Here is a 24663-nt window from a genome sequence, read left to right as displayed (position 1 = left end):
TTGGAAAAACGCCAAGATATTCAAGAATTAACGCTTGAAGAAGTAATGGGCGATCGTTTTGGAAGATATTCCAAATATATCATTCAAGAACGGGCCCTACCAGATATTCGTGATGGGTTAAAACCTGTCCAACGTAGAATTTTATTTTCCATGAATAAAGATGGTAATACCTTTGAAAAAAGCTTTAGAAAATCTGCAAAATCTGTCGGAAATATCATGGGGAATTACCATCCTCATGGTGACAGTAGTATTTATGAAGCGATGGTTCGATTGAGTCAAGATTGGAAGCTTCGTGAAGTTTTAATTGAGATGCACGGAAATAATGGGAGTATGGATGGTGATCCGCCAGCTGCGATGCGTTATACCGAAGCGCGTTTGTCTGAGTTAAGCGGAGAACTTTTAAAAGATATCGAAAAAGAAACCGTCGATTTTGTCTGGAACTTTGATGATACTGAAAAAGAACCAACCGTTTTGCCAGCAAAATATCCTAATTTACTTGTGAATGGTTCAACAGGGATCTCCGCAGGTTATGCGACTGAAATTCCTACGCATAACTTAGCTGAAATTATTGATGGAACAATTTATTTGATCGATCATCCAAATGCAACGTTAGACAAACTAATGGAATTCATTCCAGGACCTGATTTTCCAACAGGCGGTATCTTGCAAGGAAAAGAAGAAATCAAAAAAGCTTATGAAACAGGTCGAGGAAAAGTGATTCTTCGTTCAAAAACAAGAATTGAACCTTTAAAAGGTGGTAAACAGCAAATCGTTGTGACTGAAATTCCTTATGAAGTCAATAAAGCAACATTAGTGAAAAAAATGGACGAAGTTCGCTTAAACAAAAAAATCGATGGGATTGCCGAAGTTCGTGACGAAAGTGACCGTACTGGGCTACAAATCGCCATTGAATTGAAAAAAGATACAAATGCTGAAGGTATTTTGAATTATCTTTTCAAAAATACAGAGCTACAAATAAATTATAATTTCAACATGGTTGCGATTGATAATATGACTCCGCAACAAGTCGGCTTAAAACGTATTTTAGATAGCTATATCGCACACCGGAAACGAGTCATAACGAATCGTAGTCAATACGAATTGAACAAAGCGAAAAAACGCCAACATATAGTAGCTGGATTGATCAAAGCTTTATCGATCCTAGATAAAGTAATTGAAACGATCCGTGGTAGTAAAGACAAAAAAGATGCGAAGATGAATTTAGTAAAAGCTTATGCCTTTACTGAAGAGCAAGCAGAAGCAATTGTTACATTGCAATTATATCGTTTAACGAACACGGATATCACGCAGCTTGAAAAAGAAGCGGAAGAATTAAATCAGTTAGTGACAGAGTTGACCAAAATTCTAAGTGACGAAAAAGAGTTATTCAATGTCATGAAAAAAGAATTACGTGAGGTTAAAAAACAATACGGTAATCCACGTCTAACACAAATCGAAGATGAGATCCAAGAGATCAAAATCGATACTAAAGTGTTAGTGGCTCAAGAAGACGTCATTGTAACAGTTACCCATGAAGGCTATATCAAACGTAGTAGCTTACGCTCGTATAGCGCCTCCAAACCGGAAGAAGTCGGAATGAAAGAAGGGGACTTCCTTCTTTACACTGGCGAAGTGAATACGTTAGATCATATTTTATTGATCACGAATAAAGCAAATGTGATTTATCGCCCAATTCATGAGTTACCTGATCTAAGATGGAAAGAAATTGGGGAACACATATCTCAGGCTATTTTAAATCTATCCGTTGATGAATCGATTATTGCAGTTTATACCTATAAAGAACTTTCACCAACGAAAACCTTCGTGTTCATGACTAAAGAAGGTATGATCAAACAAACTAAAATGACTGATTTTGAACCTTGGAGAACGTACAAGAGTCGTCCAACAAACTGTATGAAATTAAAATCCGAATCAGATGAGATCGTCAATGTCTTTTTAACAAACGAACAAAAAACTTTGGATGTGTTCTTGGTTAGTCATCGCGGTTTCGGGCTACGTTATCCTTTGGATGAAGTACCAGTCGTTGGGGCCAAAGCAGCCGGTGTGAAAGCAATGAACTTAAAAGAACAAGATTATGTGGTCAATGGATTACTTGTTCATGAAGACGGCGATACACCGATCGTGATCTTGACTCAACGAGGTAGCATCAAACGAATGTTAGCACAAGAACTGCCGCAATTAGGACGTGCCAAACGTGGTTTGATGGTTCTTAGAGAATTGAAGAAAAATCCTCATCGCGTAACATTTATGTCCGAGAGCAGTCCCTTAGAATTACTTGTAACAACGCAAAACGGTAAACAGTATAATCTTGATTCTGAAAAATATCCAATTAATGATCGAACATCTAATGGATCATTTATGCTGGATGAAAAGCAAGACGGTGAAATTTTAGAAGTCCATGAAATGCATACCGCAGAATTAGAACCCAAGAATTAGAACCCAAAATAGAAGAAACATCTAATTAAAAGAACGAACTGTTCTATAGAATTAGAAAAAACAGCCCTCTGTACTAGTACAGAGGGCTGTTTTTGTATAACAGATTTCTTACTTTATAGAAACAGTGAGATCAAATTAGTTAATTAAATCACAAATATAAAAGCTTATTATATAAGCTTTATACGAGTATTTAATGAAAAAAAACATAAATTAGTTCGAAATGTAGTAAGGAAAGGCTTGCATAAAAACGATGATGTGTTATACTAATCACATAAAGCTGTTACAATAGATTTCAGCATACTAAGGAGGCCCCAAAATGGAGCAATGGAAAGGCTTTAAAGGCGAAAAATGGCAAACATCAGTAGATACACGAGACTTTATCCAAAGAAACTACACTGAATATATAGGTGATGATTCTTTCCTAGAGCCAATCGCACCAAGCACAGACAAATTATGGACAAAATTACAGGAATTATTTGAAGTACAACATGAAAAAAATGGTGTATATGATATGGACACAAATATTCCTGCAACTGTAACGTCTCATGAACCAGGTTACTTGATCAAAGAAGAAGAAACAATCGTTGGTTTGCAAACAGATGTACCGTTAAAACAAGCATTCATGCCGTTTGGCGGAATCAACATGGCCAATAACTCTTTGACTTCTAATGGTTATGAAGTAGATGCAGAAATGTCTAAAATCTTTACTGAGTGGAGAAAAACACATAATCAAGGTGTTTTTGATGCTTACACACCTGAAATGAGATCTGCACGTAAAAACAAAATCATCACAGGTCTTCCTGATGCTTATGGCCGTGGCCGTATCATCGGTGATTATCGTCGTATCGCATTATATGGTATGGATTTCTTGATTGCCGAAAAGAAAAAAGATTTAAGTAACACTGGTAACAAAGTAATGACAGATGATGTTATTCGTTTAAGAGAAGAAATTTCTGAACAAATCAGAGCAATGGCTGATCTTAAAGAAATGGCTTCAACTTATGGCTTTGATATCTCTAAACCAGCTGCAAATGCAAAAGAAGCAATACAATGGTTATACTTTGGTTACTTAGGCGCTATCAAATCACAAAATGGTGCAGCTATGTCTATCGGACGTATCTCTGCATTCCTAGATATCTATATCCAACGTGACTTAGAAGCAGGCCTTATCACTGAATTTGAAGCACAAGAAATGATCGACCATTTGATCATGAAATTACGTATGGTTAAATTTGCTCGTACACCAGAATATAACCAACTATTCTCTGGATACCCAATCTGGGCAACCTTATCAATCGCTGGTATGGGCTTAGATGGACGTTCATTAGTGACTAAGAGTGATTTCCGTATTTTACACACACTAACAAACATGGGACCATCTCCAGAACCTAACTTAACTGTGTTATATTCTTCACATTTACCAGTTGGATTCAGAACATTTGCTTCTAAAATTGCAAAACAAAGTTCATCTATCCAATTTGAAAATGATGATTTATTGCGTGCTAACTGGGGATCAGATGACTGTGCGATCGCATGCTGTGTATCTGCAACAGTTATGGGTAAAGACATGCAATTCTTCGGTGCTCGTGCTAACTTGGCAAAAGCTGTTCTTTATGCTATCAATGGTGGGGTAGACGAAAAAACAAAAATGCAAGTAGCTCCTAAGTTCCGTCCAATGACTGGCGATACTTTAGACTACAATGAATTTATCGATCGTTACAAAGATATTATGGACTGGCTAGCTGAATTATATGTAAATACATTAAATGTTATCCACTACATGCATGATAAATATTCTTATGAAGCAGCACAATTAGCCTTCATGGAAAGTAACTTACAACGCACATTCGCAACTGGTATTGCAGGGATTTCACATGCTGCTGACTCAGTAATGGCGATCAAACATGGTAATGTACAAGTAATCCGTGATGAAGATGGTTTAGCAATTGACTATGTTCCTCAAAACGAGTTCCCAACTTATGGTAACGATAATGAAGAAGCAGATGCAATGGCTAACTGGATACTTGAGTACTTCATGACTCAAATCAGACGTCAACATACGTATCGTAACGCTAAACCAACAACTTCATTATTGACAATCACTTCTAATGTTGTTTACGGTAAAGCAACTGGTAATACACCAGATGGTCGTCGTGCCGGCAAACCATTAGCACCAGGTGCTAACCCAAGCTACCAAGATGGTAAATTCTTAGGTGAGAAAAATGGTCTTTTAGCATCACTTAACTCAACTGCTAGATTAGAATATACAAGTGCATTAGATGGAATCTCTAATACACAAACAATCAACCCTAACGGTTTAGGTAAAGATGATGATACAAGAATCGATAACTTACGTAACGTAATGGATGGCTACTTCGATAAAGGTGGTTACCACTTGAACGTTAACGTGTTCACAAACGAATTATTATTAGATGCACAAGCACATCCAGAAAAATACCCTAACTTAACAATTCGTGTATCTGGATATGCCGTGAAATTCCGTGATTTAACTCCTGAGCAACAAGCAGATGTTATCTCTAGAACTTCACATGACAGACTATAATAAACAAACAACTGAAGGGTTGACCTCGTGTCAGCCCTTTTTTTAAAAGAAATGAGGAACAAGCAATGACAACTCCTGTTATCGGTAGAATTCACTCTACAGAAAATTTTGGAACCGTTGACGGCCCCGGCGTTCGTTTCATCGTATTTACACAAGGTTGCCGCATGCGCTGCCAATTTTGTCATAATCCTGATACTTGGAAGATTGGTTCTGGCGGACGCGAAGTAACAACCGATGAAGTTTTAGAAGAAGCAATCAAATATCGTTCTTATTGGGGCGAAAAAGGCGGAATCACTGTCAGTGGGGGCGAACCTTTACTTCAATTAGAATTTTTAACTGACTTGTTTAAAAAAGCGAAAGAAAAAGGAATACATACAACAATCGATACTTGTGGCAAACCATTCACAAGAGAAGAACCCTTTTTCAGCCAATTCGAAGAACTAATGAACTATACTGATTTACTGTTATTTGATATCAAACATATTGATAACGAACAACACAAATTACTTACTTCGTTAGGAAACGAAAATATTTTGGAAATGGCCCAATATCTTTCTGAGATTGGAAAACCAGTTTGGATTCGTCACGTTTTGGTTCCCGAACGTAGTGATTACGATGAGTATTTGATTCGGTTGGATACGTTTATCAAAACATTGAAAAATGTCGACAAAGTAGAAGTGTTGCCGTATCATACAATGGGTAAATACAAATGGGATGAATTAGGCTTAACGTATCCATTAGATGGAATCGAACCACCGAAAGAAGATCGTGTAGCAAATGCGAAAAAATTGCTTCACGTCAACGACTATCAAGGCTATGCGACAAGATAGTCGATAAAAATAGAAAAGAAACAACAATAATTGTTGTTTCTTTTCTATTTTTTGTTATTATTAGTAATGAAGAATAAAGAAGGAGTGAACCATTTTTATGTCAAAAATTCTTGTTTTTGGACACCAAAATCCTGATACAGATGCGATTGGAGCTGCAATCAGCTTTGCTTACTTACAAAAAGAACTAGGCAAGGAAACAGAAGCAGTCGCTTTAGGCGCACCTAGCGAAGAAACACAATACGCTTTGGATTACTTTAATGTGGATGCACCTAGAATTGTAGAAAGTGCGAATGGCGAGACAACACAAGTGATCCTTGTTGACCACAATGAATTCCAACAAAGTATTTCCGATATTGCAGATTTAACGATTCTTGCAGTTGTCGATCACCACCGAATTGCTAATTTTGAAACAGCTGATCCATTGTATTACCGTGCTGAACCAGTCGGTTGTACTTGTACGATCATCTTGAAAATGTTTAAAGAAAACAATGTAACTATTCCTAAACAAATTGCAGGGATGATGGTATCAGCGATTGTTTCAGATACATTATTATTCAAATCACCAACATGTACACAAGAAGATATCGATGCTGCGAATGAACTAGCAAGTATCGCTGAAATCAATTTGAATGGCTATGGCTTAGACATGTTAAAAGCTGGTACTAATTTAAGCGACAAATCTGCTGAAACATTATTAGATTTGGATGCTAAAAGCTTTCCGATGGGTGCTAAGAATGTCCGTATCGCTCAAGTCAATACAGTTGACCTGAATGAAGTATTAGCTCGTCAGACAGAACTAGAAGCTACAATGAAAAATGAAAATGCAACAAATGGATATGATTTATTTGTTTTGATCGTGACAAATATTTTAGATAGCGATTCTGAATTATTAGTGATCGGTGATTCATTAGATAAAGTAGAAGCAGCTTTTAATGTAACATTAAATAATAACCGTGCATTTTTAAACGGTGTTGTTTCTCGTAAAAAACAAGTTGTCCCTCAGTTAACTGAAGCATTTAGCTAAAGTATACATCTGATTTAGCAACTTAATAAACTACAGGTGGCGTTGATTACTCCAGCTGTAGTTTTTCTTATGAAGAAGAGTAGATAAGTAGAAAGCGTGGTTCAACTATGGAAAATATAACCTATTACTATGCTCAAACTAACCAGAGTGAACCTTTGGATAAAATCGTCTCTGATCCACTCTTTAAAGAGATCGTAGCATACTTCACAGAACGTCAAGATCAAGAGATTATTCTACGTCAAATCAAAGCTGATCTTCCAACAAATGGCAACTTAGAACTATACCTAGATAAACTAATCAAATACAATCTGATTAAACGAAAAAACAGAAGATATTCACTTTCATTTCCGATTTATTCCAACGAAAAAACCCAAATTCTTCCAGAATCAATAATAGGGTTATTAGAAAGAATGAAACTGGAAAGTGAACGAACGAATTATTTTCTTTTTGGTGAATGGCTGTGGTCTTTATTCTTTAGTGGAGAGCAAGGAGATTACTTCTTTGGCGTTAAAGATTCTTCGAATGGCCTACCTTTGTTTCAGAGAAGGGAGGAGGGCAACGATACATTACGGTTTGTCTCGATTTTTACAGCCCAGCAGGTTCCATTTGATTTAGCAAACTATTTCAATCTACTATCCAAAAGTCAAGTGTTGCCTCAAATTTTTGAGCCTTTGCAAAATTTAATCGGGGATATAGATCTCAATTATTTTATCCAACAAATTCAAAAGGTAATACGTACTGCAAATAGAAATAAAACAAGAGAATGTAAGGTAAATATTTTTCAAGAAGCTCTACTTGTAACGGGTGATTTGGTGCGAGATGAAGAAAACCAATTATATTTTGCCGTTCCATTATTAGAAAATCAAGTTCTTTCAGATGAACTAAAAGTCCGTCTAGATCAAATGAAAACCGAATTAAGCTCTGTATGGGCAAATACCACAGATGAAAATCAGCGTGTCTTTTTAAAACACCAAATTTATAGTGTGTTAGTTGAAAATGGTTTGTCTAAGCAAAATCATATTCATTATTTCAAACATTAGTTTAGCATAATAATATTATGTAATCTTGATTACAAAAGAGAAAAACACTCAAAGATTTGTTCCAGACTTTCTTTGAGTGTTTTTCTCTTAATTATTACGCTTACGTACTTTTTTCGTCCAAAAACCACCAGAGATAAACTTGGGCTCATAAGAAATAATAAATGCCCTAGGTTCTTTTTCATTGATCAACTTATATAAGCTACGTTCATTTTTACGTGGGGAAAGAATTTCTAAAATCATGCGCTCTCCTTCACGGCCAGCTCCAAAGCTTTGTGTAACGCCATACCCGTGGTCTCGCAGAATCTCTGCCAAATTGAGTTGTTCTGTGGAAGAAGGTAGGATAGCCGTTACCATGATGTAACCCAAAGCTAGATAATCTTCAATTTTGATTCCTACACTAATCCCAACTGCATAACCGAGAGCATAAACAACCAGATTTATCGGATTATCCAAGCGGTTCAAGACCATACTAAGACCTAACACGTAAATCGTTATTTCTGCCATACTGACTAAAGGAGCAATCAAGCGGTAGCCTTTCATTGTTAACATAAAACGAATGGTATTCAATGTGATATAAGAAAAATTCACTACAAAAATAGTAACAAGCATTTTGATATCCATTTACAATTAGTCCTCTTTTCAATTAAATAGTTCAGCATATTATAGTACAACATTACAACAATTTAAATAGGGTAGGGCAATCTTTATTTGAATTGTTGAATTCTGGTTAAGCTAATGTTATTTGTTGGATGAATCACTAATTTTTGCTATAATCACTATATTACGTATTTTAAGGGAGAAATGAAAATAGATGCAGATTTTTATTACCATACTTGTTGGTTTATTGTTATTAAATACGACAGCAGCACTAATTACCGTTTTTAGAAAACCTCGCAGCATTTCAAGTGTTTTAGCGTGGATTATGACCTTATTATTTTTACCAGGCATTGGGTTTATCATTTATCTCTTTTGCGGCAGAGGAATCAATGGTCAAAAAGTGTTTAATTTGACTGCGTATGATCAAGAAAAAATCACTGAGATCAAGAAGATGGTTGATGCTGATAATTTGAAATCAGATGGTAAGTTGGATATTAATTTACTAACAGATGCTCGCGTATTGAATAAGTACTTCAGAAACATGGATTCTTCACCATTAAGTAAACGAAATAGCTTAAAGATTTACACTGATGGCAAAGAAAAATTCGAAGCTTTATTTGAAGATATCCGCCAAGCTAAAGAGACGGTTCATGTTGAGTATTATTCATTTTTTAATGATCGAATCGGGAATCAGTTTTTAAATTTACTTGGTGAAAAAGTCAAAGAAGGGGTTTCAGTCCATTTAGTTTATGACCCATGGGGCTCTCCAGGAGCGAATAAAAAGTTTTTTGCAGACTTTGTTGCTTTAGGCGGGAAAGTTGCGCCTTTTATTACCTCTAAAAATATGATCAGCAAAACCCGGTTAAACTACCATTTACACCGCAAAATGGTTATAATCGATGGCAAAATAGGGTGGACCGGCGGATTTAATGTCGGCGATCAATATCTCGGAGAGAGCAAAAAATTCGGCTATTGGCGAGATACACATATTCGTTTAGTTGGCTCTTCAGTTTTTTCGCTTCAGGAAATTTTTATTATGGATTGGAATGCCTCTGTGCAACACGAGGCAGATAAGATGGACTATCTTGATCACTATTTCCAAATTGCCGAGGACAGCCAGCTTGGTGATTTAGCATTACAAGTTGTTTCCGATGGACCGGATTCAGAGGAAGAAATCTTAAAAAGTGGGTTCATTAAAATGATTTTATCTGCTGAAAAATCAGTCTGGATTCAAACGCCATATCTAATACCTGATGATAGTATGATCAATGCACTGTTGATTGCTGTTCGATCTGGTATCGATGTACGTATCATGATTCCGTGTATGCCTGATCATCCTTTTATTTATCGTGCTACACAGTATTATGCGAACTATTTGCATAAACGTGGAATTAAAATCTATATGTATCAGAATGGCTTTTTACATGCTAAAACAATGATCATCGACAATGAAATCTGTATGATCGGTACAACGAACCAAGATATCAGAAGTTATGCCTTGAATTTTGAAGTTAGTACGTTTATCTATGATACAGAAGTTGCTTGGAAATTGACGCAAATATTTGAATCAGATATGAACGTAAGTCTATTATTAACAGACGAAATAATTCAAAATCAATCACATTGGTTGCGGTTTAAACAAAACTTTTCACGATTATTATCACCGATCTTGTAAAATTACTTTAGAAAAGACAGTGAACCTTAGATAAAATGAGGGGACTGTCTTTTTCTATAAAGTTATATATATTAATGGACACTCAAAGTTTATTTCGTTTTTTAGTTAACATAATATACATTATACAAAGTAGTTTTATTTGAAAAATCAAAGACTATTTAGTCGTTAATTTAAAAAATTACAGATTTAAGTTGTAACAGACTCTCGTTGATCTAGTTGCATATTATGCCCAGCATTTTTGATCAATATAAAGCTACCATCATAAAAGTCTTTTTCATGGTCCAAGGTATCCTAGAATCCAACGACATCATCCTGTTCAGCTAAAATAATCAAACTATCGAAAATAATCAGTTTAGCGAAAAGACTTTTCATATGCTTCCAAGTTCCTGAAAAGTCTTTTGGAAAATGTGATCTCCAATGATAAGTCCTGGATAAATCTCTTTAAGAAAGTTCTTGTAGCCTTGTTCTGTTATATTAGCTGCTGAAGCTTTGTACTGAGCCAAGAGAGTTCTATTCTCAACCTCAAAAAACTCTGAGCTTATTTTATTTTTTCTGGCAAATTTCGTTGCTTAGCATTTGCTTTTACAACTGGAGCTAACAAAATTAAATTTTCGACTTGTTCAGGAATAAATTTAACAAGTCCTAAAGCCAAGTATCCTCCATAAGAATAACCTAAAACGGAGAATGGTTCTGTTCCGATAATCTTCTCGATTAATTTAAGTAAAATACTTAGTAACTCATCAGCATCAATCATTTTATCAGGAGCTGGTGAGTTGCCCATCCCAGAAATCAATATAGATTCGTCTATAGTTCTTATACTTGATAGATTCTTCAACAGTCCTTTTTACTGCTCTATGGTCAATGGCAAAACCATGAATAATAAGTAGCGGTCTCCCCTCTCCGATACTATCATAAAAGACTTTTACATTATTATCAAAATAGTACATTATTCTATTCGCCCCTTAATTAATGATTTACATTTAACCCTTAAGCGAAAAGTTTTTTTCATCTTAGGCGTCTTGTGAAGTAGTCTTTAATCTCATCTAGCATAAAATTTTCGATTAACTCAACTTGATGAATGGCTGATCCTTGTTCTAGCATAGTTCGACACTTTATAAACGACCAATGGATCATTTTCTTCTGTAACAGTAGTTCTACCTATTGAAATGATCTCTGCTTTTTCATTGATAACTGCAGCATAGATCGAATGTTTTGTCCATTGTTTTTGAATCAACTCTGTCATGATTTTTGCGCTTGGATGCTGACACATGCTGTTTTCCTTTTTTGTTTAAGACTTTTAATAGATCTTCTTTGACATGCTGATATCAGTTGCTACGAATCCAGTTTTTTCATATAAATGAATCGCTCCTTTATTATGAGCAAATACATGCAAGTCGATCCGAGAGACATTTATATCTTTGGCTTTTTCGCTAAGACGTGCAATCGTTTGTTTACCATAGCCCATATTTCTATGCTCTTCAAAAATGATAAAGTCATAAATGAAAAATCTTGAATCATAAGGTGTTTTATTTAAATGGACCCATAAGAAACCAACATTTTTATCAAATGATTCGTCTTTAATTGAATATAGATATTCGTTTTTTGTATTCTTTCCATCAGGTAAAAGCTCGTTAAAACTTTTTGTTGCTAGTTGAATTGCTTTTTCTTTATTCCAAGTCCCTGCAGTAATCTTATCTTTAGCATAGTCTTTGATTGCAAAAGAGAGATAGTTATCAAAATCTATACGTGTCATTTCCTCTAAAATAATGGTCATATTATTTTTCCCGCCAATTCAAGTTATTTAATCAAATCATACCATCTTTCTGCTACGAGCAAAAGACCACAGAAGATTTCTTTCTGTGGTCTTTTTTTAGTCTTATAAACTATTGTTCATTTTTTAACGCCACTAAAGCAGCTGTATTGATGATATTCCAAGGCTTATCAAATGAAGGTTGGAAGAAAAAGTCAGCATAGGCCAAATCTTCAATGGTCATTTTAGCCTTGATTGCCAAGGAAATAGCATTGATATTAGCCGTTAAATCAGCTTTTGACATCAACTGAGCACCTAAAATTTGAGTTGTTTCAGGATCGTATACTAATTTAAACCAAGCTTTTTGTTTGTCAGGATTGAAATCCATCAAATAATCTTCAACAACTAAGGTAGATTTCGTTTTCTTATCCAATTTTTTTGCCATTTCTTCATTGATTCCTGTAGAAGCAAATTTGTAATCAAAAACAGCTAAACCGGAAGATCCTTGAATACCAGGGAATGGTTTTACTGGTTTCATTAGGTTTTTCACAGCAAAACGACCTTGTTTTCTTGCATTTGTCGCTAAAGCAATGTTGACTTCTGTCTCACCAGGATTGTATTTGATCAATGTTGCATCTCCAACTGCAAAAACATCAGCAGCGCTTGTTTGCATGTACTCATCGGTTTTAATCAGACCATTAGGATGTAAGTCTAACGTATCTTTTAACCAGCCTGTATTAGGACGAACACCAACTGCAACAACAACCAGATCAGCAGCATATTCAGCTTTATCAGTTACAACTGTTTTAACCTGTCCTTCACCTTTATAGCTTTGAACTGTTTCGTTTGTTACAACCTTGATATTATTAGCTTCCATTTCTTCAGTCAATACGTCAGTAAATTCTTTATCTAGATAGACACCTAATGGTCGATCTAAAATATCGATAACGGTGACATTTTTACCAGCTTTTGCGAAGGATTCGGCAGCTTCGATACCAATATAGCCACTACCGATGACAACCACATTATTTACCTCTGGATCAACGGTTTTTGCTTTTAATTTGATTGCCCATTTTCTACCACGCATTAAATAAATATTTTCTAATTCTTTACCTGGGACATTTAATTCAAAAGGAACTGCTCCTGGACTGATGATTAGTTTATCATACCCTTCAGTGCGTTCTTTTCCAGATAATAAATCTTTCACCACTACTTGATGGTTTTCAGGTTTAATCGCAGTTATTTCTGTATTTGAAAAAACGTTGACCCCTCTACTCTCCATCTCTTCACCAGTCATATAGCGAACTGAATTAACATCTTTTACTTTACCTTCTAAATAAAGTTGCATACCACAGGATAAAAAAGAAATAAAATCGCCTTTTTCGTACCATTGGATTTGTGCATCTGGATGTAGACTTAGTAATTCCTCAACTGCTTCGTAGCCTCCGTGCGATGAACCTAAAACAATAACTTTCATTTCCTGTACCTCCAATATTATTTATTATATAATAAAGAGTATCATATAACCAGCTACAAATACAAGCGATTTCTATTTTTATTCTCAATTGCGTAATTTAATTGAGAATACATATGACTAATTAGCTTTATAAGCCTTACATGATGTATTTGGTATTACTATATTTTATTATTTTCTCAACATATATAGTTTACATAACATAATTATAGGTAATTAAACAACCAGCTATCGATCACATAGCTGGTTGTTCGGAATGACTTATTTAAAGATGGTGACTTCTTTTTTTACTTCGACAGTGATTTTTCCATTTTTGATAACATAATTTCTCTCTGGAATATCAATAATAGCATCTGCTTTGACCTTCGTATCAAGTAAGACTAAGTCAGCCTTATTGCCTACTTGAACGCCATAATGCTCAAGACCTAAGGCTTTAGCTGGATTTTCTGTGATCATTGGTAAAACAGTCGGTAAGTCATCCGCTCCACCTAAATGCCCGACTGGAATAGCTAACATGGCAATTTGCATTAAATCACCATTCCCATAAGGCGTAAACGCATTACGAATATTATTAGTCGCTAAACAGACATTGACGCCTGCGTCACGAAGCTTTCTGATCGGTGTCACAGCTCTGCGAACATTGTACACATCGTTTCTAGCTCCTAAATGCAAATCAGTTGCTGGCAAGGCCATCACGCTGATTTGAGCTTCAGACATTAATGATAAAATTTCATTTAAACGTTCTGGTTCTAACGCATGTAGAGCAGTTAAATGTCCGACTGACACTCTACCATGATAGTTTTCAGCTATCGTTTTTTTACATAGATATTCTATTGAAATATCTGTTGCTTCATCACTAAAATCTTGATGAAGATCAATGTCTTTATCATATTTTTTAGCAATTTCAAAAACTAAATCTATATGCCTGTCCGCTGGAGCATCATTATACGGAATACCGCCGACAACATCTGCCCCCATTTCCATTGCTTCATTCATCATCTTTTCCGTACCAGGCGCCTTAAAAATCCCTTCTTGGGGGAATGCCACAATTTGCATATCGATTAGATCACGATATTCTTCTTTTAATTTCATAATAGTTTTAAAGCCAGAAAAACCTTGAGCTGGATCAAATTCCGCATGTGTTCTAACAGCAGTTACACCGTGAGAGATAATCATTTCCAACGCTCGTTTTGCTCGTTGATAAATATCTTCTTCGGTAAATGTTGGCTTTAATTCCGCGGTAACACTGATTGCTTCTTGTAAAGTTCCTGATTTATTTGGCTTTCTATCAGCAATCAAGGCTTTATCCAAATGAATATGGCTTTCTACCAAGCCTGGAATCAAAACACGACCTTTTGCATCAATGACCGTTACGGCATTATCCGTTAAATTTTCTGAAATCGCAACGATCTTACCGTCTTTGATCCCCACATCTTGCAATGCTTCTCCATCACTTAATCTCGCTTGTTTAATTAAAATATCCATGTATTCCACCCTTTCTATTTAAACTAAATAAAGAAACCAATCAAAATTAATACCACTGATGCCATACTGATCCATTTTACATTCCCTTTTACAACGTCTGAAATTGGAATTTGGAATCCTGATGATAAGGCTTGCATCGTAATATTAACAAAACTCATTTGACTGCCTAACCCAACGCCTACAGCAACTAATCCAAGTTCAATAGAAGAAAAACCTAAGGACACAGCTACTGGTAATACAAGTGTTAGTACGGAGCCTACATAAGCACCCGCTGGCACACCAATTAAAATTCCGGTTAAAATTGCAACTGGAACCATGATCATGGTCGGCGCGGCACTAGCAATCCCGGCAATAACCGCAAATGTTCCTGTTTGAGCAATAATATTAATAAATGCTAGAAAAATCCCTACTTGGAATAATCGAGTCAAAATATACGTTGACCCATCCACCATCGCTTCAACGGACTGATTTAAAGTAAAATCTGAACAGATATAAATCAAAGCTAAAGTTACTACCATATAAACTAAAGGAGTTAATAAAGCAAATCCAACAAGATCATTGACTACAGGACCAAAAATTACCGCAAACAATAAAAAGATTGCTGGTAAAGTCAATTTAAATAATGCTTTATTGTTCATTGAGGCATATTCATCCTCACTATTTTCTTTAAAGCCCAAATTTCGGCGTTTGGTTCCCCAGAAAGCTAAAATAATGGCTAACGCACAAAACACTAACCAAATCGGGCGCATGTCGGAAACATACTTAGCTACACTAAAGTCACCCAACTTAGAAACGATACTTGATTCTAATGATGCAGGTGACGTAGTAAATGAAACCGCCGCAGCAAGTGACATTGCCGCAATCAGTTCAGGAACGACCCCAACTGCTACAAAAGCCAGTGGTGCAATAACCATAGCACTACCACCGCCAATACCAGACATATAGGTTGCTGCTGCTAACAAAACAACAATAAATGCTGAAACATATTCGACTTTTCCCTTTGTTCCTCGTTTAGCAAGTGTCAGTGCTGCTGAGTAACCGCCTCATTTAAATACGGCCATTGCAACCGCTGAGTTGATGATTGGAACAGTAATACCCAACATCATAGGAATTGTTTCTAATAATTGTTTATTGGCTTGTTCTAAACCAATTCCACCAATGATCATTGCCAAAACTCCACCAACAAAACCTGCAATAATCATATCGACCTTCATAAACAATAAAACTAAAACTACGATCAAGGGAATGATCACGATTATAGCCTTGATTCCTGTAGGTGCTGTGATTGCATCAATTTCTTGTGCAAAAACAGGTACGAACGAAAACAGAAATAGTATGGAAAGTAACAACCCGCTCAAAAATTTTTTAGGTATTTTCATCATTATTCCTCCAACATAGTTAATTAAAGCCTATTCATTTTTTGAAATCTTGGAACGTCTCCCAAAATAATGTTGATTTAGGGGTATGTAACTCATGATTCATTTTTTTGAAACCTTTGATACTATTAATACGTTATTTATTCTGCTAAGACAAACTAAATAAATAACTATGGTATTTGTGATGGTTATGATTCAAGCTACCTATTCCGTAGCATTCCATCAACCTACGGCCTCCTTCCTTCTCCTTATAATACGTTTACTTTAAAAAAAAAGTAATAAGAATGCTTCAAAAAATTATTGAACTATTTCGAAAAGGTAACGCGTGCATTTTTTAAATAAACGTATTTAGATAAAAAAATAAAACAAAAGTAATATTTCTACTTTGTTTTATTTTTATCTATTTAATATTTCCCTACTTCAAGTAAATCAGTTAAATCATATGGTGTATTTTGATAAACTGCATAATTTAGCCAATTAGAAAATAACAATGATGCAGCCATATGCCAACGGAGTTGTGGCACCTTACTTGTGTTATTGTTCGGGAAATAATTCTCGGGTAGCTTAGGCTCTATCCCTTTATGTTGATCACGCTCAAATTCTTGTTGTAATGTTTCACGATCATATTCTAAATGCCCCATCGCATAAAAAGCACGATTATTTTTATTTCCAACTAAAAAAAGCCCTGCTTCTTCCGATTCAACTAAAACTTCTAACGCCTCAGTCTTATCTATATCGCTCTTTTTAACCCCAGTATATCTAGAATGTGGCGCAAAAAAGACATCGTCAAATCCCTTTAAGATACTCCAGGTCGGTGTTAAAACATCATGTGCAAATATTCCTGATAGTTTTTGGTCTAGCGGATATTTATTGATTTTATGATGATAATATAACCCAGCTTGTGCTCCCCAGCAAATATGGAATGTTGAAAACACATGAGTTTTACTCCATTTAAAAATTTCTTGCAATTCTTCCCAATAATCAACTTCTTCAAAACGCAATTGCTCAATCGGCGCGCCAGTAATAATCAAACCATCATAAAATTTATCTTTTACTTCCTTAAATTGATGATAAAAACGTTTCAAGTGATCAATAGATGTATTTTTTGCGTCGTGACTACTCATATGCAAAAAATCAACATTTATTTGTAAAGGCGTATTACTTAATAGTCTCAGAAGCTGAACTTCCGTTTCATCTTTTTTAGGCATTAAATTTAGAATCAAAATTTCTAAAGGACGAATATCTTGGTGCATGGCGCGATCTTCGTCCATTACAAATATTTTCTCTTTTTCTAATACTTTAATAGCTGGTAGCTCTTTTGGAACGCGAATCGGCATGTGTATATCCTCCCTTTCATTTTGTCTAATTTCATTTTACGATAAAAAGAATCAGAAAGGAAGTTTCTTTCTCCCAAAATGCAGCTATTCTGGTAAAACAGTCCATTTTTACTAAAAAAACATGAGGTAGGACGCATGTCCCACCTCATGTTTTAACCCTTATAGAAAGTTAATGCATTATGTTTCCGATTTATTCATATTCTTTTTTGTTTGTACGTTTGAAGGTGAAGAAAGCAAATGCACCTAATAATAAAGCACCTAACACTCCCCAATTACTAAAGATTTCACCGTTATTAGGAAGATTTTTTTGTGAACTACTTAGGTTTTTCAAGCCTGAGCTGCCATTATTGCCTAAGTTACTACCATTACCAGAACCGTTGCCTGTTCCATTGCCATTTCCGTTACCATCACCTGAGTCAGCTGGTAATTTGAATTTAGCTGGTTCACTTCGATTTCCCTCTTTATCTTTCGCAATCGCAGAAACTAACTCTTTCGGTTGTGCAAAACCTATAGGGATTTCGATGACAAATGCACCTGAATCATTGGCTTCTCCACTACCTAAAACTTCTCCGTTACCATTTTCAATGACTACATCATTTCCTGGTGTTGCAATTCCTTTAATCGTATAACCTGTCATTGAATTTCCAGTAACACTATCAATGATTGGCGTTGCTAAACCAATTGGAATGATTGCGGTATAATTTCCCAGTAGGTCAGTTATACCCGTTCCAATTACAGTTTCACCCGCATTTTTAACTGAAATGATATCAACCAGGAGTCGCTGTATCCGTTACGGTATAACCAGTTGCTGAATCACCTGTGACCCCTTTCACAACTGGAGCTGTGATTACAACCGGATCAGCTGGTGTTGTGAAAGTTGTTGGTGTACTATCGACACCGTCATTTGAAGCAGTTGCTGTCAATTCTTCACTTGCACCTGCTGAACCTTGCGGAATGTTGATTGAGAAGTTTCTGCCTGTTGCTGGTCCTAATTCGATCGTTGTACCACCTGCATTTTTAATCATAACCGTATCGCCTGCAGTTGCCGTACCTGTGACTGTATAACCTGCTGCTGAAGTACGGGTTGTATTTGTTACTACCGGTGGTGCGACTACTACTGCATTTCCAGCATAATTAATATCTGATACTCCATTAGCTGTGCTGATCAAACTGACATCAATAGCATCCGCTTTTACAACCGTTCCAACAAAACGTGCATCTAGATTTTGTGCTAAACTTGTTGGGCTAATAACCGTTGTTGGAATATTGCTGGTCGTACCACCTAACACTTATGCATCAGCCAATTGATTGACTCCAGAACCGACAATTCCCACCAATGGAAGAGCCAAATTAATGGCCGTATCTACTGTACCTTTAACTGGAAGTAATGCAGTGTTGATTGCAGCTGCAACTAAATTGCTGCAAATCCCACTACCTGTCGCATGTAAAGCATCAACTGCTGCTTTTAAATCTTGTAAAAGAGAGGAGACATTCTGTGCCAAAACTAAGCCTAGTCCGTCATCCATGTCGGCATGAATATCAGTACCATCTGGAGAAAGTACTGCATTAGCGCTAAACTGAGCGCTCCCCGAATTTTCCAGATTATTTAAATGATTAACTGTCGTTAAATCCAACGTAACACCTGTCAAACTACCTAATGATCCATCAACGATATCAGTTAATAAGTTTGATAGATTATTAACTGCATTTAGTGTTCCAGTCAAGAAGGTCAAATCAGCAACGGTCAATGTGATATTTGTATCAATTTGCGCTGCTCCATTTGGAGAAACTTTGTCATTTAGTGCAGTTGGAATAGTCAAAACTGCTTGTTTTGTTCCGCTTGCGATAACTGAACCGCCTATCAATTCACTTCCGGAAATTGTAAAATTAACATTTTTCGAAGCACCGGCCGCAGCTCAACAAGCTCCAGTAGTTGTTCCACTGTTGTTCGAACTACTAATGTTGGATAAAATTTCTGCATCTAAAATTGCTGCAGAAGCAGTAATTCCCCCTGGTAAATAAAATGACAGCGGAACCGTTAATGGTGCAATAACCAAACTACTTGTCAACACTAATGATAACGCACGGTATTTGTTTTGTTTTTTCGATTTATTAGTGCTTTTCTTTTTTTGCTGATTATTTTTCATGATTATCCTCTTCTTACATTCAAATTAATACCACATAACGAACAACTAGAAGCTTGCTAAATCAAATAGACACTCTCCTTTCATAAAACACGAGCAACGTAAAAATTAAATTAAGCTTCCACCCATGGATTTTATAATCTTTATAATATTTTGAGAAATGATATGAATCGTAAATGCTTATTTTTTTAATTTTATAATAATAATTCAAAAAAACTGTTATAAAAAGACCTGAAATGTTGATTTAAAAGCAATTGTAAACTTATATATGCTAATGTTTTTGTAACCAAACTGTTATAAAATATACCTTTAATATTATACAGTTAATACTAAGGAACTTAAAGAAACCAAAGAAAGCGCTATCATTTAAAGCTTTCATCCAAAAGATAGCCGACGCAAAAAAAAAAACAAAGCAACTCAGTTGCTTTGTTTTTTTATGTATAGATTTTGTTTGTTAGGATCCCACTTTACTTTTTATACTTTTTTCGATTATTGGCTGACTCACTTTTTTATTCCAAAAATCAATTAATGGTCCAGTAAAAAAAGCATTAATTACTGTACCGATTCCAACTGGACCTCCAAAAATAAAAGCTAGCACAACGAAAAAGATATCTTGGCTCACTCGAACGGATCGATAGTGAAATTTAGTGCGTTCAACTATAATTGGGGCGATAGCATCATATGGAGCGTTCCCGAGCTTTGCTGACATATAAAACGACGCGCCGAATGTAAAAATCAACACACCAATTACAAGTGCCAAACTTTGAGTGAAAAAATTGATTTTAATAGTGATAAAATCCGTATAAATCCACGTGTAAAAATCAATAAAAAAACCAGTAAGAACCATATTAATAACTGTTCCGATACCGATGTAGCTTCTTCCAAGAATAAAAACAATTCCTAAAATAATAAAGTTAATCATCAATTGATAAACACCTAAAGAAAGTCCCAGAACATTCCCGATACCAATATTCGCTGCAGTATACGGATCTAAGCCGACTTGACCAATCCGTAACGTGGCTGCACCAAAGGCTAGAATTGCCACTCCAATCAAAGCATATAGAGAGCGCATTACTCGTTCTCTTATTTCCATTTTCCAACACCTCATTTAAGTTTACTCATTAAGCATCTCAAAAAAGTCTTTAAAATGCAAAATATTCTACTTATTCACATAAAAAAACCTAGGTCTGAATTCAGCTCTAGGTTTTTTTATCATTATTTTTCAGCTATATCTTTTAATGCCGCTTGTGCTAATAAGTTCAAGTAGTTCCATGGGCGGTCAAAATGGGGCTGGAAGAAGAAATCAGATAAAGCTAGATCTTCTACAGTCATTTTATTTTGGACTGCCAATGATAACGTATTAGCGGATTGAGTAATATCGTATTTAGACATTAATTGTCCTCCAACAATACGATTTGAGCCCTTTTCATAAACTAATTCCATCATGACATTTTCCGTTGTTGGCATGAACTCTGGACGATAGTTATCTTCAAATTGTGTTGCTTCTACCTCCAAATTGTTCATTTTCGCACTTTCTAGAGTAACACCAGTTGAGCCGATTTTCCAGCCAAATAAATATAAACCAGAAGTTCCTTGTGTCCCACGATAAGAAAGTTTTTCTTCTGTTAAATTATACCCAACTAACATTCCTTGTCTAACAGCATTTGTTGCTAATGGAATATAATTTGTTGTATTGCTTGGATTATAGTGTACAACTGCACTATCACCAGCAGCAAGAATATCTGGATTGCTTGATCTCATAAATTTATCGACTACGATCGCACCATTAGGTAACATATCTACCTTATCTTTAAGCAATGTTGTGTTTGGACTGAAACCAACACACATAATCACCATGTCAGCATCAAACTCTTGACTAGGAGTAATGACTTTATTCACATGTCCGCTTGCATCCGCTTGGAATTCTTGAACATTTTCACCTAAAGCTAAAGTAACACCACGATCAACAAGTTCTTTTTCCAAAACGTCTGTAAATGGTTTGTCCAGATATTTATTTAAAATACGGTCTAAACCATCGATCAAAGTAACATCTTTACCTGATTCTACAAAAGCTTCTACCAATTCGATACCAATGTAACCTCCACCAACAACGACAACTTTCTTCGCATCTTTTGCACGTTCGATAATTACGTTTGCTTGGTTAAAGTTTTTACATAATAAAATGTTTTCAGCATCGATTCCCTTGATTGGAGGAACGATTGGCCACGAACCTGTGGTCATGACTAATTTATCATATTCTTTTGTTTCAACTTTGCCTGTGTTCAAATCTTTTGCAGTGATTGTTTTATGATCAACATCGATGGTTTCGACTTCATGTTCCATTTTAACTGTAGCACCTAGTGACGCTAGTTCTTCAGGACTTGAATAGAATAAACTGTCAGCCTCCTTCACTACTCCTCCAACATATAGCGCGATACCACATGATAAAAATGATACATTATCATTTCGTTCATAAACGGTTACCTCCGCATTTGGGTGATTTGTTAAAATACTTTTGACTGCAGCTGTTCCTGCATGCGTACATCCTACGACTACGACTTTCATTTTGTAAATCCCTTCTTTCAAGTTAAATTTTTCACCAACGATTTTAATAAAAATCTATTGGTATACTAAAAATATAACAAAGTGAGGATGCGTATTCGAGTTCTTTGCTTGTGAATCATTAACTTATTTTTTCACAAACTTCTCTATTTTTTACTGTTTTTTCATTTGAATAATCATTCTCTTTGAAAGGAATGCCGTTTTTACAACAAAAAAAGCTAAGAAACATTCGTTTCTTAGCTTGTGAAATCAAAGAATTATTCATTAACCATCGCAATAATTTCTATCTCAATCAGAACATCTTTAGGTAAGCGGGCTACTTCTACAGCTGACCTAGCTGGTAAATGATTTGTAAATGCTGTAGCATAAACTTCGTTGAACGCAACAAAGTCGTTCATGTCTTTTAAAAAGCAAGTTGTTTTAACAATATGATCAAAGTCACTCCCTACTTCTGCGAGAATGGCTGCGATATTTTTCAAAACTTGTTGTGTTTGCTCTTCTATGGTAGTACCAGTAACATCTCCAGTCTCAGGATTTAACGGGACTTGACCTGAAGCAAATAATAGCCCATTCACAATATTTCCCTGTACATAAGGGCCGATTGCTTTTGGTGCCTTATCCGTGTGGATTGATCTCATTCTATCACTCATTTCATTCTTTTTTGGCTTTTTGACAATCAGGACATAATCCATATAATTCTAGTCGGTGTTCGTTGATTTCAAAGCCAGTCAATTTACTTGCTGCCATCTCTACATCTTCCAAGCCCGGATAATGGAAATCAACAATTTTGCCACAATTTTGGCAGATTGCATGGTAGTGTTTTTTTGAACTAAAGTCAAATCGGCTAGATGCATCACCATAATTCATTTCCTGAACAAAACCAATATCAGTAAACAAACGTAAATTATTATAAACAGTCGCAACACTCATATTTGGAAAACGATCTTCTAGTGAACGATAAATTTCATCAGCTGTTGGATGGCTATGATTCTCAATTAGATATTCCAAGATTGCATATCTTTGAGGAGTAATACGAATATTGGCTTCTTTTAATTCTTCAAGTGCATTCTTTACCAATATGTTATCCATTTGGTTCCCCTCCCAGTCTTCTTTCCTAAATGATACTATTTCTAATCTGACTTGACAAGAATAATCGTGCAAATAGTAGGGGAAATGGCAGGTTTATCTCAATTTTTTGTATTTTTTTAAACTATTACATACTATTTGAGTGGTTGATCAAGTAAAAAAGAGAAGACGCAAATTTACGTCTTCTCTTTCAATCGCTAGTTATTCAGGAAAATTATATAAAGCCGTTGACAGATATCGTTCCCCGTTATCAGGAATAACAGTCAGTACTTTTTTCCCAGCACCTAACTCTTTGGCAACTTGGATTGCAGCGTTTACGGCTGCCCCTGCTGAGATTCCAACAAGTAAACCTTCTTTAGTTGCTAATTGACGGGCGGTTTCCATAGCCTCTTCACTTGGTACTGCAATTATTTCACTATAAATTTCTGTATTTAACACTTTTGGAATAAAACCAGCGCCGATCCCCTGAATTTTATGCGGTCCTGGAGAACCGCCTTCTAAAACAGGTGATTCGGTTGGTTCTACAGCAACAATCGAAATTTTTGGATAAACACGTTTTAACTCTTTCCCAACACCTGTAATCGTGCCACCAGTACCTACTCCAGCCACAAACGCATCCAAACCGGCCGGTCCAAAAACATCCTGAATTTCTTTGCCAGTCCTTTTTTCATGAGTTGACGGATTAGCTGGATTATCAAACTGCATCGGCATGAAAAAGCCATCTTTTTCAGATAACGTTGTCGCTTTGGCAATTGCACCTTTCATTCCTTCAGCTCCTGGAGTCAACAATAACTCAGCACCGTACGCCTGCATTAATTTTCTACGCTCAATACTCATTGTATCAGGCATTACGATAACGACTTTATAGCCTTTTGCAGCGCCGACCATTGCCAAACCAATTCCAGTATTCCCACTAGTAGGTTCTACAATTGTATCTCCCGCTTTCAGTTGGCCATTTTTTTCAGCAGTCTCGATCATACTTAAAGCAATCCGATCTTTTACACTTCCACCGGGATTGAAAAATTCAAGTTTCACAAAAACGTCAGCCGCTCCATCTGGGACAATCTGACCTAACTTTACAATGGGTGTCTTCCCTATCAATTCAGTAACTGAGTTAAAAATTTGAGTCATGATTCATTCCTCCAGTTTGATATTCATATAGCTAAAAAATCTGTCTTGTGTTTATAATAGCTTATATCAACTTATCTGGCTATCATTTTGCAACTGTTAGTCAATTGATAAGTTCTCTTTAAACAAATTTAA

Annotated in this window: 20 protein-coding genes and 2 pseudogenes; 6 read left to right on the top strand and 16 right to left on the bottom strand. The window is 35.8% G+C overall.

What is annotated here, in order from left to right:
• The 5 genes from parC to A5866_RS02735 all read left to right on the top strand — a co-directional run bounded on the left by parC (window position 1) and on the right by A5866_RS02735 (window position 7914).
• Entirely contained in the window at window positions 1–2457 is a 2457-nt protein-coding gene (gene parC / locus A5866_RS02755; RefSeq protein ID WP_086445572.1) for a DNA topoisomerase IV subunit A, read from the top strand.
• A 316-nt stretch (window positions 2458–2773) separates the two neighbouring features.
• On the top strand, window positions 2774–5020 hold the full coding sequence (gene pflB, locus A5866_RS02750) for a formate C-acetyltransferase (protein ID WP_086279447.1): 2247 nt from the start codon (window positions 2774–2776) through the stop codon (window positions 5018–5020).
• A gap of 65 nt (window positions 5021–5085) precedes the next feature.
• The gene (gene pflA, locus A5866_RS02745; RefSeq protein ID WP_086279448.1) at window positions 5086–5850 is read left to right on the top strand and encodes a pyruvate formate-lyase-activating protein; all 765 of its coding nucleotides are present in this window, start codon (window positions 5086–5088) and stop codon (window positions 5848–5850) included.
• Window positions 5851–5947: 97 nt separating this feature from the next.
• Window positions 5948–6874, top strand: coding sequence for a manganese-dependent inorganic pyrophosphatase (locus A5866_RS02740; protein ID WP_086444450.1), 927 nt, complete (start codon window positions 5948–5950; stop codon window positions 6872–6874).
• Between the two features lie 107 nt (window positions 6875–6981).
• Window positions 6982–7914 carry a DUF1803 domain-containing protein gene (locus tag A5866_RS02735; protein WP_086444451.1) on the top strand — a complete coding sequence of 311 codons (933 nt, stop codon included), beginning with the start codon at window positions 6982–6984 and terminating at the stop codon, window positions 7912–7914.
• Window positions 7915–8001: 87 nt separating this feature from the next.
• Here the strand turns inward: A5866_RS02735 and A5866_RS02730 are convergent, their stop codons facing one another.
• Window positions 8002–8535: a DUF2179 domain-containing protein gene (locus A5866_RS02730; protein WP_086279451.1), complete on the bottom strand. Its 534-nt coding sequence runs from the start codon at window positions 8533–8535 to the stop codon at window positions 8002–8004.
• A gap of 190 nt (window positions 8536–8725) precedes the next feature.
• Between A5866_RS02730 and cls the strand changes: the two genes are divergently transcribed.
• A complete protein-coding gene (gene cls, locus A5866_RS02725) occupies window positions 8726–10186 on the top strand; it encodes a cardiolipin synthase (protein WP_086444452.1) in 1461 nt (486 codons plus the stop codon).
• A gap of 538 nt (window positions 10187–10724) precedes the next feature.
• On the opposite strand, the gene A5866_RS02720 is transcribed toward cls, so the two are convergent.
• The 15 genes and pseudogenes from A5866_RS02720 to cysK form a co-directional block, all read right to left on the bottom strand.
• A complete protein-coding gene (locus A5866_RS02720; protein ID WP_140335127.1) occupies window positions 10725–11021 on the bottom strand; it encodes an alpha/beta fold hydrolase in 297 nt (98 codons plus the stop codon).
• A gap of 231 nt (window positions 11022–11252) precedes the next feature.
• Window positions 11253–11456 carry a hypothetical protein gene (locus A5866_RS02715; protein ID WP_254907554.1) on the bottom strand — a complete coding sequence of 68 codons (204 nt, stop codon included), beginning with the start codon at window positions 11454–11456 and terminating at the stop codon, window positions 11253–11255.
• Between the two features lie 27 nt (window positions 11457–11483).
• Window positions 11484–11960, bottom strand: a complete 477-nt coding sequence (locus A5866_RS02710) for a GNAT family N-acetyltransferase (RefSeq protein WP_086444454.1) — start codon at window positions 11958–11960, stop codon at window positions 11484–11486.
• A gap of 109 nt (window positions 11961–12069) precedes the next feature.
• Window positions 12070–13413 carry an FAD-dependent oxidoreductase gene (locus tag A5866_RS02705; RefSeq protein WP_086444455.1) on the bottom strand — a complete coding sequence of 448 codons (1344 nt, stop codon included), beginning with the start codon at window positions 13411–13413 and terminating at the stop codon, window positions 12070–12072.
• 258 nt (window positions 13414–13671) lie between these two features.
• Entirely contained in the window at window positions 13672–14895 is a 1224-nt protein-coding gene (locus tag A5866_RS02700) for an amidohydrolase family protein (RefSeq protein WP_176332561.1), read from the bottom strand.
• A 23-nt stretch (window positions 14896–14918) separates the two neighbouring features.
• Window positions 14919–16274: pseudogene (locus A5866_RS02695) on the bottom strand (citrate transporter).
• A 401-nt stretch (window positions 16275–16675) separates the two neighbouring features.
• Window positions 16676–17608, bottom strand: coding sequence for a homoserine O-acetyltransferase MetA (metA, locus tag A5866_RS02690; protein ID WP_086444457.1), 933 nt, complete (start codon window positions 17606–17608; stop codon window positions 16676–16678).
• A 190-nt stretch (window positions 17609–17798) separates the two neighbouring features.
• Complete coding sequence (locus tag A5866_RS02685) at window positions 17799–18245, bottom strand: Ig-like domain-containing protein (RefSeq protein ID WP_254907555.1); 447 nt, start codon at window positions 18243–18245, stop codon at window positions 17799–17801.
• Between the two features lie 130 nt (window positions 18246–18375).
• Window positions 18376–19473, bottom strand: a pseudogene (locus A5866_RS02680) (adhesive domain-containing protein).
• Window positions 19474–19524: 51 nt separating this feature from the next.
• Complete coding sequence (locus tag A5866_RS02675; RefSeq protein ID WP_254907556.1) at window positions 19525–19755, bottom strand: hypothetical protein; 231 nt, start codon at window positions 19753–19755, stop codon at window positions 19525–19527.
• Between the two features lie 451 nt (window positions 19756–20206).
• Window positions 20207–20845, bottom strand: a complete 639-nt coding sequence (locus tag A5866_RS02670) for a YczE/YyaS/YitT family protein (RefSeq protein ID WP_086444458.1) — start codon at window positions 20843–20845, stop codon at window positions 20207–20209.
• Window positions 20846–20967: 122 nt separating this feature from the next.
• Complete coding sequence (locus tag A5866_RS02665; RefSeq protein WP_086279459.1) at window positions 20968–22317, bottom strand: NADH oxidase; 1350 nt, start codon at window positions 22315–22317, stop codon at window positions 20968–20970.
• Between the two features lie 254 nt (window positions 22318–22571).
• Window positions 22572–22952 carry a RidA family protein gene (locus tag A5866_RS02660; protein ID WP_086279460.1) on the bottom strand — a complete coding sequence of 127 codons (381 nt, stop codon included), beginning with the start codon at window positions 22950–22952 and terminating at the stop codon, window positions 22572–22574.
• Between the two features lie 13 nt (window positions 22953–22965).
• On the bottom strand, window positions 22966–23403 hold the full coding sequence (gene perR, locus A5866_RS02655; RefSeq protein WP_069644701.1) for a peroxide-responsive transcriptional repressor PerR: 438 nt from the start codon (window positions 23401–23403) through the stop codon (window positions 22966–22968).
• Window positions 23404–23601: 198 nt separating this feature from the next.
• Window positions 23602–24531, bottom strand: coding sequence for a cysteine synthase A (cysK, locus tag A5866_RS02650; RefSeq protein ID WP_086279462.1), 930 nt, complete (start codon window positions 24529–24531; stop codon window positions 23602–23604).
• Window positions 24532–24663 lie beyond the last annotated feature (132 nt).

It is taken from the genome of Enterococcus sp. 12C11_DIV0727 (assembly GCF_002148425.2).
GTDB classification, from domain to species: domain Bacteria; phylum Bacillota; class Bacilli; order Lactobacillales; family Enterococcaceae; genus Enterococcus_L; species Enterococcus_L lemimoniae.
This window is presented reverse-complemented; position numbering and strand designations above follow the sequence as displayed.